Origin of the sequence: Nocardioides terrae, assembly GCF_900112345.1 — a bacterium.
Classification (GTDB): domain Bacteria; phylum Actinomycetota; class Actinomycetes; order Propionibacteriales; family Nocardioidaceae; genus Nocardioides; species Nocardioides terrae.
The window spans coordinates 12,848-26,960 of the sequence record NZ_FOLB01000016.1 but is presented as its reverse complement, the minus strand read 5'-3'; the positions used below and the strand labels follow the sequence as shown (position 1 = coordinate 26,960).

General features: G+C 71.6%; 10 protein-coding genes. 6 read left to right on the top strand and 4 right to left on the bottom strand.

Features of this window, described 5'->3' with window-relative positions; translation table 11 throughout:
• Positions 1-52 precede the first annotated feature (52 nt).
• From BM236_RS17110 to BM236_RS17090, 5 genes are all read left to right on the top strand, one after another.
• Positions 53-511, top strand: a complete 459-nt coding sequence (locus BM236_RS17110; RefSeq protein ID WP_091126318.1) for an SRPBCC family protein — start codon at positions 53-55, stop codon at positions 509-511.
• A 117-nt stretch (positions 512-628) separates the two neighbouring features.
• Positions 629-2,674: a putative bifunctional diguanylate cyclase/phosphodiesterase gene (locus BM236_RS17105; protein WP_091126316.1), complete on the top strand. Its 2,046-nt coding sequence runs from the start codon at positions 629-631 to the stop codon at positions 2,672-2,674.
• A gap of 67 nt (positions 2,675-2,741) precedes the next feature.
• Complete coding sequence (locus BM236_RS17100; RefSeq protein WP_091126315.1) at positions 2,742-4,115, top strand: glucose-6-phosphate dehydrogenase; 1,374 nt, start codon at positions 2,742-2,744, stop codon at positions 4,113-4,115.
• Positions 4,116-4,119: 4 nt separating this feature from the next.
• A complete protein-coding gene (locus BM236_RS17095; RefSeq protein ID WP_091126313.1) occupies positions 4,120-5,244 on the top strand; it encodes an amidohydrolase family protein in 1,125 nt (374 codons plus the stop codon).
• A 10-nt stretch (positions 5,245-5,254) separates the two neighbouring features.
• Entirely contained in the window at positions 5,255-6,415 is a 1,161-nt protein-coding gene (locus tag BM236_RS17090) for a carboxylate-amine ligase (protein ID WP_091126312.1), read from the top strand.
• Here BM236_RS17090 and BM236_RS17085 read toward each other — a convergent pair.
• Positions 6,373-7,563 carry an FAD-dependent monooxygenase gene (locus BM236_RS17085; protein ID WP_175507733.1) on the bottom strand — a complete coding sequence of 397 codons (1,191 nt, stop codon included), beginning with the start codon at positions 7,561-7,563 and terminating at the stop codon, positions 6,373-6,375. The two genes, BM236_RS17090 and BM236_RS17085, sit on opposite strands and share 43 nt — an antisense overlap.
• A 186-nt stretch (positions 7,564-7,749) precedes the next feature.
• Complete coding sequence (locus tag BM236_RS17080; RefSeq protein WP_091126350.1) at positions 7,750-9,408, bottom strand: phosphodiester glycosidase family protein; 1,659 nt, start codon at positions 9,406-9,408, stop codon at positions 7,750-7,752.
• Between BM236_RS17080 and BM236_RS17075 the strand changes: the two genes are divergently transcribed.
• Positions 9,382-10,038 (top strand): hypothetical protein, encoded by a 657-nt coding sequence (locus BM236_RS17075; RefSeq protein ID WP_217645392.1) that lies wholly within the window; start codon positions 9,382-9,384, stop codon positions 10,036-10,038. The two genes, BM236_RS17080 and BM236_RS17075, sit on opposite strands and share 27 nt — an antisense overlap.
• 58 nt (positions 10,039-10,096) lie before the next feature.
• On the opposite strand, the gene BM236_RS17070 is transcribed toward BM236_RS17075, so the two are convergent.
• Together BM236_RS17070 and pepN are read right to left on the bottom strand one after the other, a co-directional pair.
• Complete coding sequence (locus BM236_RS17070) at positions 10,097-11,560, bottom strand: DNA recombination protein RmuC (protein WP_175507732.1); 1,464 nt, start codon at positions 11,558-11,560, stop codon at positions 10,097-10,099.
• Positions 11,561-11,652: 92 nt separating this feature from the next.
• Positions 11,653-14,091: an aminopeptidase N gene (gene pepN / locus BM236_RS17065; RefSeq protein ID WP_245750401.1), complete on the bottom strand. Its 2,439-nt coding sequence runs from the start codon at positions 14,089-14,091 to the stop codon at positions 11,653-11,655.
• Between the last annotated feature and the right edge of the window lie 22 nt (positions 14,092-14,113).

Below are 14,113 nucleotides of genomic sequence, written 5' to 3'. Positions count from 1 at the left end.
GAGCCGATCGGGCACGGAGGGTCTACAGCCAGATTGAAACGAGGAGAGACTCTTGAGCCAGATCCAGCAGTCCGTCGACGTCGACGTCCCGGTGAGCGTGGCCTACAACCAGTGGACGCAGTTCGAGTCCTTCCCGAACTTCATGTCCGGGGTCGAGTCGATCACCCAGCTCGACGACACCCACAACCACTGGGTCACCAACATCGCCGGTGTCACGCGTGAGTTCGACACCGAGGTCACCGAGCAGCACCCCGACGAGCGGGTCGCCTGGCGCAGCACGAGCGGCGACAGCAAGCACGCCGGCGTGGTCACCTTCCACCGGCTCGACGAGAACAAGACGCGCGTCATGATCCAGCTCGACTGGGAGCCGACCGACCTGGTCGAGAAGATCGGCTCGGCCGTGAACATCGACGACCACCAGGTCAAGAAGGACGCCGAGCGGTTCAAGCAGTTCATCGAGTCACGCGGCAGCGAGACCGGCGGGTGGCGCGGCGACGTCGACGCAGGCTGAGCCGGTCGAACGACGTACCGTCCGTCCTGGGGCGTCGGAGCAACATTCCTCCGATCGTCCCGGGCGCGGCCGATAGGGGCGGTTGCGAGGAGCACGTCGTCGATCCCGGGAGATGTCATGAGCGAGAGCGAGCTGTTCGATCCACTCATCCGGGCGACGGGCGAAGCAGTCTGGAACTGGTCGCTCGACGACCGGATCGAGTGGCACGACTCGCCCTACAGCTCCACGCTCGGCATCACCGGCCTGCTGGGCACGAGCACGACTGCCGCGTGGGCTGAGCGCCTCCACCCGGACGACGCCGAACGGGTCATCGCCAGCCTCCGCGGGGCTTCCGAGCACCCCGAGCGGCTCTGGTCGGAGGAGTACCGACTGCGCCGTGATGACGGCGGCTACGCCACCGTGCTCGGCCGCGGAAGCGTGCTCTGCGACAGCGATGGAATGCCGGTACGCATGATGGGCACCCTCCGCGACGTGACCGCCGAGCACGACGCGCGCCGGCAGCTTCGGGAGGCCGCCGACTACACCTCAGCGCTGTTCGAGAGCCTTCCCGGAGCGCTCTACCACGTGGACGCGGACCTACGGCTCGTGCGCTGGAACGCCGCCCTGACCGAGGTCACCGGCTACACCGACGAAGAGCTGGCGGGCATGTCGGCCACCGACCTCTTCCCGCCCGACGACCGACCTCGGGTGTCCGCCGCGATCGAGGAGGTCTTCGCCTCCGGGAGCGGCCAGGTGTGGGCCGACTTCCAGCGCAAGGACGGCCCGGGGTTGCCGTACCTCTTCACCGGCCGGCGGTTCACCCACGGTGGCGAGCCCGGCTACGTCGGCATCGCACTGCCGATGGCCGAGCAGGTGGCGCTGCAGCAGCGCCTGCAGTACGAGGCCACCCACGACTCGCTCACCGGCTTGGCCAACCGCAGCCTGCTGCACGACGAGCTCACGCGGGCCATCGAGGCCGCCGAGCGCGACGGGCACCTCATCGCGCTGCTGGACATCGACCTCGACCGGTTCAAGATCGTCAACGACGGCTTCGGCCACCCGTTCGGCGACGGCGTGCTCCAGGTGGTGGCCCGACGGCTGCGGACGCTCGTCTGTCTCGACGACACCGTCGCGCGGATGGGCGGCGACGAGTTCGTCGTCCTGGCGCCGCGGGTCGACCGGACCGAGGACATCGAGGAGATGGCGCAGCGGCTCGTCGACTCGTTCACCGAGCCGTTCCTGGTCGAGGGGCGGCGCATCCACCTGACCGGCAGCATCGGCGTCAGCTTCTATCCGCGGGACGGGGCGAACGGAGCCGAGCTGATCGACCACGCCGACATGGCGATGTACTACGCCAAGGCGGCCGGCCGCAGCGCCTTCCGTGCGTTCGCGCCGGAGATGGCCGCCAAGGCGCAGCGGCGCACCGAGATGGAGATCGACCTCCGTCGCGCCGCGGACGAGGGACAGCTGTGGCTGGCGTTCCAGCCCAAGATCGACCTGGGCCGCCGGACGATCACCGGTTGCGAGGCCCTGCTGCGCTGGGACCACCCGGTGCACGGCTCGATCTCCCCGGCCGACTTCATTCCGATCGCCGAGGACTCGGGGTTGATCCTGCCGATCGGGGAGTGGGTCCTGGAGACGGCCTGCCGGCAGGGCCGCGCCTGGCTGGACGCCGGCCTGCCCCCGGTGTCGATCGCGGTGAACATCTCGGCCGCTCAGCTCTTCCAACGCGACCCGGTCGGCTGGGTGACCGGCGTCCTGGAGAGCACCGGTTTCCCGCCCGAGCTCCTCGAGCTCGAGCTCACCGAGTCCCAGCTGGCCCAGGACGTGGAGACCGTGGTCGCCGTCTTCGGCCGCCTCCGGGACGTCGGCATCAAGCTGGCGATCGACGACTTCGGCACGGGCTACTCGAGCCTCGACTACCTGCGTCGCTTCGACGCCACCTCGCTCAAGATCGACCGCTCCTTCGTCGACGGCATGCTGAGGGAGCCGGGCGACGCCGCCATCGTGCGGGCGGCTATCGCGCTGGCCCACTCCTTCGGGCTGTCGGTGACCGCCGAGGGCGTCGAGGCGGAGGCGCAGCAGGACTTCCTCCGTCGTCTCGGCTGCGACGAGGCCCAAGGCTTCCTGCTGGGCCGACCGGTGCCGGCAGCGGAGTTCGCCGCGCTGTTCCAGCACACCTGAGGCAGCCCGCCTCGATCCCCGTGACGCTGCCCGTCGCCGGATCGCGTGCGGTGGGTACCGCACACCCGTGACGACGACGACTCAGATCAAGACATTGGTCGTGCTGGGCGCCGACGGCGACCTCACGCGCAGGCTGCTGCTGCCGGGCCTGGCCTCCCTGCTGGGCAGCGACTGGGGCGACGCCAGGTCGATCCAGCTGCTCGGCGCGGGCCTGTCCGACCTGAGCGACGAGCAATGGCGACAGCGGGTCGGGGACGCCTTCGGCGAGGGTGGCGCGGGGCCCCGGGTCTCCCGTACGGCGCAGCGCAGCCGCTACCGCCGATGCGATGTGACGTCCGTGGAGGAGCTCGAGTCGCTGCTGGCGGAGTGCGACGGGACGCCGGCGCTCTTCTTCGCCCTGCCCCCGGCGATCACGGCCCGCGCCTGTCAGGCCCTGCAGCAGCTCGACCTGCCGGAGGGGACGGTGCTGGCGATGGAGAAGCCGTTCGGCACCGACCTCGCGGGTGCTCGTGCGCTCAACCAGCTCGTCGGCACCCTGGTGCCCGAGAACCAGATCTTCCGGGTCGACCACTTCATGGGCCGCAGCGACGTCCTCAACCTCATCGGCACCCGCTTCTCGAACAGGCTCTTCGAACCGGTGTGGAACAACCAGCACGTCGAGTCGATCGAGATCGTCTACGACGAGTCGCTCGCGCTCGAGGGCCGTGCCGGCTACTACGACAAGGCCGGCGCTCTCGTCGACATGCTGCAGAGCCACCTGCTGCAGGTGATGGCGCTGTTGATGATGGAGCCGATCAGCCGGATCGACGAGCGGGACCTGCGCGACGCGAAGGGGCAGGTCCTACGCGCCACGCGACTGCGAGGTGCGCCGCGGGAGGCGTCTCGTCGCGCCCGCTACACGGCCGGCACCCTCGACGGCCGCAAGCTGTCGGCGTACAGCCGCGAGCCCGGGGTGGACGCGTCCCGGCGGACCGAGACCCTGGCCGAGCTCACCGTCGAGGTGGACACCTGGCGCTGGTCAGGAGTGCCCGTCGTGCTGCGGTCCGGCAAGGCGCTCGGCCGGCCGCGCAAGGAGGCCGTGGTGACGCTCAAGCCGACCCCGCACCTGCCCACCGGCCTGCTCGGCAACGACACCAGCGACCAAATCGTCATCGGGTTCAAGCCGGCTGGACTGGCCCTCCACCTCGACGTCTCCGGCCCCGGTGACCCGTTCGACCTCGAAACCGTCTCCCCGTCCGCCGAGCTGGAAGCGGGTGATCTGCTGGCGTACGGCGAGGTCCTGGCCGGCATCCTCGACGGCGACCCCCTCCTGGCGGTGCGGGGGGACAACGCGGAGGAGTGCTGGCGGATCGTGGAGCCGGTCCTCGAGGCCTGGCGCGAGGACAAGGTGCCGCTGGACACCTACGCCGCCGGCTCGAGCGGCCCGAGCTCCTGGAGCTGAGGGGATGTACGCCGACCATCTGGTGCAGCCCTGGCTCGAGGCCGTCCTCGACGGCCTGCCGAGCCGCGACATCTTCGACGCACACACGCACATCGGCCAGCACGACCCCAGCGGCTTCACGGCGCAGCTGGACGAGCTCGTCGATGCCTTGGCCGCCGTGGATGCCCGCGCCGCGGTGTTCCCGCTGGCGGAGCCCGATGACGGCTATCGCGAGGCCAACCGAGCCTGTCTCGAGGCGGCGTCCGAGCATCCGGACCGGCTGGTCGCCTTCCTGCGGCTGACCCCGAACGACCCTCGTGCCGTCGTCGAGGAGGGGCTCGCCGCCGGCGCCCGCGGCCTCAAGCTGCACCTGTCCAGCGACGAGTTCGACCTCGACGACCCGGGCCTGGAGCACATCTACGAGATCGCCCACGACCAGAGGCTCCCCGTGATCGTCCACGCCGGCCCTGAGGGCGGCTCGGTCGGCCACCAGGCGCTGGCGGTCTGCAGGAGGTGGCCCCGGCTCCGGCTGGTGCTCGCGCACTGCGCCCTGACCGACATCGGCTGGCTCTGGCGCCACGTAGACGAGACTCCCAACCTGTTCTTCGACACCGCTTGGTGGACGCCCGCCCAGCTGCTCGCCCTCTTCCGTCTCGTCCCGCCGGGTCGGATCCTCAACGCCAGCGACCTGCCCTACAGCACCCCGCTGTCCCACACCATGAGCACGGCCCGGTGCGCCTGGCAGGCGGGACTCGACCCTGATCAGATCGTGGGCGTCATCGGGGGACAGTTCGCCCGGCTCGTGGAGTCCGCCGAGCCCCTCGACCTGGGCTCGGCCCCGGCCGGTGAGGCTCGCCCGCTCAGCCCGTTGCTCGAGGTCATCTCGACCAACCTCCTCACCTCGCTCGAGGCGCTGCAGCGCGGCGACGAGCCGGGTGTCGGGCTCGATGTCGCGCGCCATGCCTGTCGCGTGCCGCACGACGACCCCGACGCCGAGGTCATCGCCTCGGTGAAACGCCTCCTCGACCTGTACGACGAGCACGGTCCGCGGATCCCGAGACGCAACCAGTTCCGGCCGGGCTGGGACCTGGTCGCGGCGGCGGCGGTCGTGGCCAGAACTCCGGCCGCTCCGCTGCCCGCCGACGGCTAGCATCGGCGAGGTGTCCCGACCTCACGGCTCCCGCCGCCGTCTCGGCGTCGAGGAGGAGCTGCTCCTCAGCGACGCGACGACCGGGGCGCTCCGGCCGGTGGCGGGCGAGGTGCTGGCGGCCTGTCAGGGGGCCGGCGACACCGGGAGTGCTGCGTCGCTCAAGCACGAGTTCTTCCTCACCCAGGTGGAGGTCGCCACCACGCCGCATGCCGAGATCGGTGAGGTCCGCAGCGAGCTGGCCGGCGGACGCGCCCGGATCGCCGAGGCGGGCGCAGCGATGGGGGTCGCGCCCCTGGCCGTCCCGGGGCCCGTCCTCGCCCTGCCATCGACCGACCGCCACGTCTCGCCGGGGGAGCGGTACGCGGCCGTCGAACGGCACTACGGCGAGACCGCTCATCTGTCCCTCATGTGTGCGATGCACGTGCACGTCGAGGTGGCCGACCCGGATGAGGGCGTGGCGGTCATCGACCGGGTCCGCCCCTGGGTCCCGGTCCTGCTCGCGATGAGCACGAACTCGCCCTTCTGGCACGGGGCCGACACCGGCCATGCCAGCTGGCGCTCGCGGGTGTGGAACATGTGGCCGACGAGCGGGCCGGCGGAGCCGTTCGGGAACGCCGACGGCTACCGCGCCCGGGCCAAGGACATGGTCGCCCGTGGGGCGGCGCTCGACGAGGGCCTCATCAACCTCGACGTGCGGTTGTCGCACCGCTACCCGACCGTGGAGTTCCGGGTCGCCGACGTGTGCACCGACCTCGACGACGCGATGGTGATCGCCGCACTGGCCCGCGCCCTCGTCGTGCACTTCGCGGCGCGGGCGGGGGAGCCGCCGGACGTGTGGCGCGTGGACGAGCTGCGGGTCGCAGCCTGGAGAGCCGCCCGGTTCGGGCTCGCGGACTCGCTGCTGTCACCGGTGTCGCGCGAGCTCGTGCCAGCCGCTGAGATGGCGCAGGAGCTGGCGGATCTGGTCGCCGAGGCGCTCGCCGACGTCGGCGACGCCGAGCTCGTGCGCCGCGGCGTGGAGACGCTCGCGGCTCGTGGCACGGGTGCGACCCGGCAGCGGGAGGCGTTCGCCGCCGGCGGTGGTCTTGCCGAGGTCGTCGCGGACCTGCGGGAGCGGACGGTCGGTCGTCAGCGTCCCGACGACACCGCGAGGTCGGGGACGCCTGCGTAGTCGGGAAGCTCGGGCCCGCCGACCGCGCGGGCGATGAGGTCGGTGAGGGCCTCCATGTCGGGCTCCACCGGCTCGGGTTCGGTGCTGGCGAGCATCTCGACGTGCAGTCGTCCGATCTCCTGGTTCGCCTCGACGTACGACCGCATCTTCGCCTCGTAGCCGGCGAACCCGGCCACCGGGTCCCAGTCCGCCGAGGCGAGCTCCCCGGCCAGCAGGTAGGCACCGACGAGTGCCAGGCCCGTGCCGCCGCCGGACATCGGCGACGCGCTGAACGCGGCGTCTCCGAGGAGGCCCACGCGTCCGCTGGACCAGCGGTCCATCACCACCTGGGCGACCTGGTCGAGGTAGAAGTCCGGGGCGTCGTCGAGGTGCGTGAGGATCCGAGCGGTCTCCCAGCCGAAGCCGGCCATCTGCTCGCGCAGGAGCCGCTTCTGTGCGCCGAGGTCGCGGTGGTCCACGTCGAAGTCGGGCGCGGGGAAGGAGAGCATGGCGATCGCCTTGCTGGCGTCCGGGAGAGGCCGCAACCCGGCGGTACGCCCCGCTTCGTTGTAGTCGAGCATCCAACCCTCGAGCCCGAACTCGTTGGGCACGGTGTAGAAGGCCAGCACCATCCCGAGGTGGCGGACGAACCGCTCACGTGGTCCGAAGACCATCGCGCGCAGGGACGAGTGCAGTCCGTCGGCGCCGATCATCAGGTCGAAGCGGCGTCGGTCCCCGCCGGCGAACGTGACGTCGACCCCGGTCGCATCCTGGGTGAGCCCGGCGATCCGGTCGTCGAAGACGTACTCGACATCGTCGCGGGTGTCGTCGTAGAGAACCTGGGACAGGTCCCCACGCAGGATCTCGATCTCGGAGATGTAGCCGTCTCCGTCGTGGTCCTCGACCCGGTGGGTCTCCAGGACGTTCCCGGCGGCATCGACGACGTAGGCGCCGGCGGTGTCGGTGCATGCGGCTCGCACGGCGGTGTCGAGCCCCATCCGTCGGATGACCTCCTTGGCCACGCCGCGCGCGTCGACGGCCTGCCCGCCGGGGCGCAGGCCCGGCGCCTGCTCGACCACGGTCACCTCGGCACCTCGTCGGTGCAGCCAGTGGGCGAGCGCAGGGCCCGCGATGCTCGCTCCCGACACCAACACCTTGACGTTGCCCACGCGGTCTCTCCTCGTTCGTTCCGGTGACGGGTCCTGGGCCGCTGGCCGGGGAAGCCCGTCCTTCACCTGTTCGACGAACAGCGGATGACGAATACGACATCTGTCCGTCCGGATGGCCCATCGTGCTCGTACGAACGCACGCTCACGATCGCCACGGGAACGGAGCAGGCATGAGTGATCGCTCGGTCAGCGGATGACGATGGCGTCCCCGACCGGCCGCTCCCCGGTCGCGTCGGAGGGGTGCGAGACGACGCTGCCGTCGATGACCGCCGCCGTCGATCCGCCGCCATCGAGGTTCATGGCGTCGACGAGTCCGAGCGACCGCGCGACGTCGGCCGTCTCGGGGATCGACAGGCCGTCCTGGTCGAGCTGGCGACCGTCGACGGTGACGAGGACGGTCCGGCCCCGGCGGTCGACGCCGGCGAACGTGCGGGGGTTGCGCTGCAGCACCCACCCGTAGGCGAACGACGGATCACCCGGGTGCACCATCCCGTCTGCGGCCTGCGTGATCCGCTCGCGGCCGCGGGCGAGCAGCAGCGGTCCGCCGTTGACGACGGAGACGCGGGGTCGGTCGAGCCGCTGCCCGCTCCTCGAGTACAGGTGCGTGCGGAGGTCGAGCCGGTCGCCGACTGTGAGGCCGGCGAGCTCGGGGACCCGGTCGCCGGTGGCCTGGACCGAGCGCTGGCCGGGCTTCAGCTCGGTGCCGCGTGAGTCAGCGATCGCCACCACGCGCCCGTGCCGACCCGTCACCACCTCTCGTCCGGGGCCCGAGGGCGTCCGCGCGCCGAACTGGGTGTCGAAGGCGACGAGCTCTCCCGAATCGGTGCAGGTGGTGTCGTGCAGCGGGTGGTCGGTGGGGGAGTCGCCGATGCCACCGCAGTTGCGGATCAGGCCCGGCACGCGGTCGAGGCCGTCGAGCACGGCCGTGCCGCCCGCCAGACGCGCCGTGCCGCGCCACACCGGCCGGGTGATCTCCGTCGAGCGAGCGTCGTCACGTAGCACCAGCACCGGGCGACCTGCGACCGGCTCGGAGGCCAGCCTGCCGTCGTACACCCCGGCGCCGGCAGGGTCGCCCTCCGCGCCGGCGGCCGGGTCGAGCACGAAGAACCCCGCGTTCACGGCAGCTGTCGCATGCTCGTACGCCGCCAGGGCGGACGTCGTCTCCCGCTTCTCGATGTCGGGGCCGTAGGTGGCGCTCAGGTCGCCGCGGAACCGGTGTGGGTCGATCGTGAGGACCTCCAGTGACCAGTGACCACCGGCTCGGTTACCCCCGTCCCAGCCGGCGTACCAGCTGCGCGAGGTGAATCCCTGGCCGCGGAGGGCGGCGACCTGGGCGTCCGCCTGCGTCTTCTCGGCGTAGGTCGCGGTCAGGCGGACGCGGTAGCCGATCACACCCGCCGGCACGTCGGCGGTGGCGGGCTGCTCGACCGGCTGAACCTGGGCCGACACGCCAGCGGCGGTCAGCTGGGCCACCAGGGCATCGGCTGCGGCCCGGTCCTGCACGGCGCGCGGGGGAGCGTCCGGGTCGGGGCTGGAGTCGGACGAGGGGATGCTGAGCTCCACGACCCACCGCACGTCTGGACTGACAGCGCCCCGCTCGATGTGGGTCCACGTGACCCCGCGCTCGAGCGTCGTGGTCGTGCGCGTCTCGGGCAGTCCGGCAGGGCCGAGTGGCAACCGCGAGACGCCGTGGTGGGTGTTCGTCCGGTCGGTCGACGCGGCGCCGCTGGCGGGAGGCGAGCCCCCGGGAGCGAGGGTGACGGACGCGACGAGGCCGACGGCGGCGAGTCCGGCCGCGGCGGCCCGCGCAGAGCGCTGGTGGGACACGTACCCGAGAAGGTCCATGTTGTCAGGCTGGCCCAAGCGGGCGCCTTCGACAAGAGTGCGCAGTGGTCGATCCTCGACCTCGACGGACTGGTCCTGTATGACATCGACGACGAGAGATCCCGCAACCCGGTCGAGCGTCCGTTCCCCTTCAGCCCCACCATCGATCCGTCCGAGTACCGCACGGAACACCTGGAGGCTTGGCGAACCCCGGCCGTCGTCTACCGCGCCGTCGGCAAGTACCAGCGCGAAGAGCTGCGGACGTGGCTGAGCGAGCAGGATCCGCGCCGGACGTTGACGGTGCTGGTCGGCTCGGCCTCCAGCAGCACCAGGCCGCCCGTGTCCCTCGCCGACGCCCAGCGGCTGCGCGCGGAGGTCAACCCGGAGCTTCTGCTCGGTGGAGTGGCGATCCCGGAGAGGCACAGCCGCCGCGAGAACGAGCACCTGATCGAGAACGACCTCCGACACTCGGCCAACCCGCTGTCGGCCTCCCTCGAGCAGGCGCAGACGACCGCCGTCGAGCTCATCGACTACTGCCGTCGGCTCGGGGTGCCGTGCGGACTCAACGTGGAGAGCGTCTCCATCCGTCGTGAGGAGATCGATGCCTCCGTGGACCTGGCCGCTCGACTGGCGACCTATCTGCGGGAGTAGCGGAGAGGCTCGCCTCTTGGCGTCGGTGGAGGCGGATGTGGCGGCCGGGGCGTGTGGCTCAACCGGCGTCGGCCTCGTCGATGACCTCGGCCTCGACGGTCTCCTCGAAGGCGAGGGCCAGGTCGATCTCGGGGCGCTCGACGTCGGCGAGCACCGCGAAGTCACCGGCGGCGAGCGAGCGCGGGGCCTCCTCGATCTCGTGCGGCGTCGCGATGGTGGAGCCCGGGTCGGCGGCGTTGAGCTTGCGTGCGGCCGGGAGGACCGACCGCTCGAGCGAGCCGGTGAAGGCGTTGTAGTCCTTGACGCTGCGCTGTATCGAGCGGCCGAGCTTGTCGACGTGCTCGGCCAGCTTCACGATCCGGCGGTAGAGCACCTGGCCCATCTCGAAGAGCGCCTGCGCGTCCTCGGTGAGCGCCTCCTGCTTCCAGGTGAAGGCGACCGTCTTGAGCATGCTCCACAGGTTGGTCGGCGTGGCCAGCACGATGCCCTGGCGGAAGGCGTGCTCCATCAGCGACGGGTCGACCTCGAGCGCGGCGTTGAGGAGCTGCTCGTTGGGGATGAAGGCGACCGTGAACTCGGGGCTGATCGAGAGGCCGGTCCAGTAGCCCTTGCGGGCCAGCACGTCGACGTGGCCGCGCACCTTCTTGGCGTGGTCCTCGAGCATCCGCTGCCGCGTCTCGGGCTCGAGGCCCTCGCGCTGGGAGTCCATGAAGGAGTTGTAGGGGACCTTCGCGTCGATCGCCATCTGCTTGCCGCCGGGCAGGTTGATCACCATGTCGGGACGGCGGTCGCCGGAGTCAGCCTCGACGGAGTGCTGCAGGTCGAAGTCGACGCGGTTGACCAGGCCGGCGGTCTCGACGAGGGTGCGCAGCTGCGTCTCGCCCCAGGCGCCCCGGACGGCGTTGTTCTTCAGGACCGAGGAGAGCGTGTCAGCCGCCTTGCGGGACTCCTCGACGGAGCGCTGCGTGTGCCGGATCTGGGCGGCGAGCTCGGTGTGCTGCTCGACGCGCGCCTTCTCGAGCGAGTCGACCTTCGTCTGCATCCCGCGCAGGTGCTCGAGCACCGGCTGCAGCGTCTTGAGCACCTGCGCCTGCCCGGCCTCGCCCTTCTGTCGCTCGGCCTCCTCGCGGCGGTGGGCCTCGACGGTCTCGCGGTGCTGCAGGCGAGCGGCCTCGAGTGCGTCGCGCAGAGCGGCCGACTCGGCGAGCGCGGCCGAGAGCCGCTGCTCCACGTCGGCGCGATCGGCCGCGGCCTGCTCCCGGAGCTGGGCGACGATCGCGTCCTGGCGCGCGGCGAGGACGGATCGGGTGTGCTCCTCGGCAGCCGCGGCGCGGGCCTCGGCGACCGCCGAGCGCTCGGCGGCACGCTCCTCGGCGTCCCGCACGGCCGTCTCGAGCGCGGCCCGGGCGGTTTCGGCATCCGAGCAGCGCTGCGCCTCCGCCGCCACGCGGGTCCGCTGCTGCACGACGATCCAGGCCGCGGCGCCTCCGAGGAGTGCACCGAGCACCAGACCGAGCAACATCAGACCCACTGTTTCCATGTGCCACAGTCAATCAGCGACCGCCGACAGAGGTCGCCGCACACGCCGCAGGCGGGCCTCAGGACGGTGCAGGGTCAGCCGGGGAACGCCGCCTTGACCGCGAGCTGCCGCCGCAGCTGGTCGGCAGCGTCGGTCAGCCGGCGACGCAGCGGCCCGGCGAGGTCGGGGTCCTCGGCGAGGGTGAGCGCCTTGTCGAGCGTGGTGCGGGAGATCGAGGTCGCCGGGAAGAACGCCTCGGCCGCGTCGGCGAGCACCCATCCGCTGCGCACTTTGGCGGTGCCGGGCAGCTCGGCGAAGTAGCGGTCGACGTACGGCTCGGTGAGGGCCTCCTGGCCACCGCGCCACAGGCCGGCGCCGGCGGCGAGGACCTCGTAGTTCGGCCGGTCGGTCTGACCGGTGAAGATCGACCAGGCCCACTCCTTGGCCTCGGGGTCCGGCCGCGAGCAGAGCGCCCGGGTCAGCTCCACGCGCGCGTCGGCAGCCGGGTCGGCGTCGAAGGCGGCCTGCAGCTCGTCCGCGTCCGCCGCGCCGAGAGCGGCCAGGCGCGCGAGCACCCGCCAGCGCACGTCGCGGTCCACGTCGATGCCGGCCGGGGGAGCGGTCAGCCAGCCGCGCAGCTCGGCCGTGTCGGTCGAGGTGGTGATGGCGGCGCGGAAGCCGGCGAGCTGCCACTCCGATCCCGTCTCGAGCGTCGCGAGCCGGCCGAGCACCGCCTCGTGCAGCCGGTCGGTCGAGCCCGCGGGCGCCAGGGGGAGCACCCGCCCGTAGAGCCAGGCCCGCGTCCGGCGGGGGTGGTCCTCGGTGTCCTCGACGGGGAAGCTGGCGACCGCGATGTCCACGATGTCGGCGGGGGAGACGGCCGCATTGTTGAAGGCGTTGCGCAGGCCGTTCCAGACGCCCGCGCGCAGGTGCTGGTCGTCGATCGCGGGCAGCAGGTCGGGCAGCGCCGCGACGGTCGCCGAGTCGGGCAGGGTGACGGCCCACGTGTCGTCGTACGGGTCGAGCAGCACGGCGTCGCCCTCCGGTGCGTACGCCGTCTCCGGCCCGTCGACCTGGACCGTCTCCGTCCGCCAGCCGCCGTCGCTGGCGACGGCGACCCGGAAGCTGTGCGAGCGGTCGGCCTCGTGGCCGGCCGGGGGAGTGCGGCGCAGCACGCCTGCGTCGCGGTCGAGCTCGATGCGGTCCGGGCCGGCGGTGAGCAGCCACTCCCGTGCGAAGCCGTCGAGGTCGCCCGCGCCGGCCCGCTCCCACGACCCGAGCAGGTCGTGCAGCGTGGCGTTGCCGAACCGGTGCCGGTCGAAGTGGTCGATCACGCCGCCGAAGAAGACGTCGTCGCCGAGGGCGGAGTTGAGCTGGCGCAGGATCGCCGAGCCCTTGGTGTAGGAGATGCCGTCGAAGTCCTGCAGCGCCGAGACCGCGTCCGTCGCGCCGTTGCCCGCGACCGGGTGCGTCGACGGGCCCTGGTCGGCGACCATGCCCCACTGACGGCGCGCGTAGGACATGTCGGCCCAGGTGTCGGAGTACTCGGTCACGTCGGCGGTGACCCGGTTGCCGAGGTACTCCGCGAACGACTCGTTGAGCCAGAGGTCGTCCCACCAGACCGGCGTCACGAGGTTGCCGAACCACTGGTGCGCCATCTCGTGGGCGATGGTCGTCGCGCGCTGGATCCGCACGCCACGCGTCACGCGGGAGGTGAAGATCAGCGGGTCGCGGAACGTCACGCAGCCGGGGTTCTCCATCGCGCCGGCGTTGAACTCGGGCACGAACGCCTGGTGGTACTTCCCGAACGGGTAGCGGATCCCGAAGAGCCGGTGGAGCTCGTCGAAGGACGCCTTCGTGACGGTGAAGATCTCGTCGGCGTCGCGATCGAGGTCGTCGGCGATGCTGGCGCGCGAGGAGAGGCCGAGCGGGATCCCGTCGTGGGAGTCCTCGACGAGGTGATAGGGCCCGGCGACGACGGTGACGAAGTACGTCGACAGGGGAGCCGACTCCTCGAACTCCCAATGCCCGGGCGAGACCTGCTCGCCCGCCGCGTTGGCGAAGACGCGCCAGTCGGTCGGCGCGGTGACATGCAGGGTGTACGGCGCCTTCAGGTCAGGCTGGTCGAAGCAGGCGAACACCGACGGAGCGGCGTCCATGAAGGACATGCCGTAGACGTAGGGCCGGCCGTCGGCCGGGTCGACGCTGCGGTGCAGCCCCTCGCCGTCGTTGCGGAAGCGCATCGTCGCGTCCACGACCAGCTCGTTCTCGCCGGCGACGGTCTGAAGCGGGAGCCGGCCACGGTCGACGAGGTCGACGTCGAGGGGGTCGCCGTTGAGGTGGAGGGAGGCGACCGCCACCGGCTTGAGGTCGGCGAACGTGGCGCCGCCCTGGCTGGTGAAGCGGATCCGGGTCACGGAGCGGAAGGTCACGTCGTCCGCGGCGAGGTCGAGGGTGACGTCGTAGGATGTGATGTCGAGGAGTGCGCGGCGGGCCTCCGCCTCGGTGCGCTGGAGAGAGAGATGGGGGCTCACGGCGCCCAGCCTAGAAGTCGGC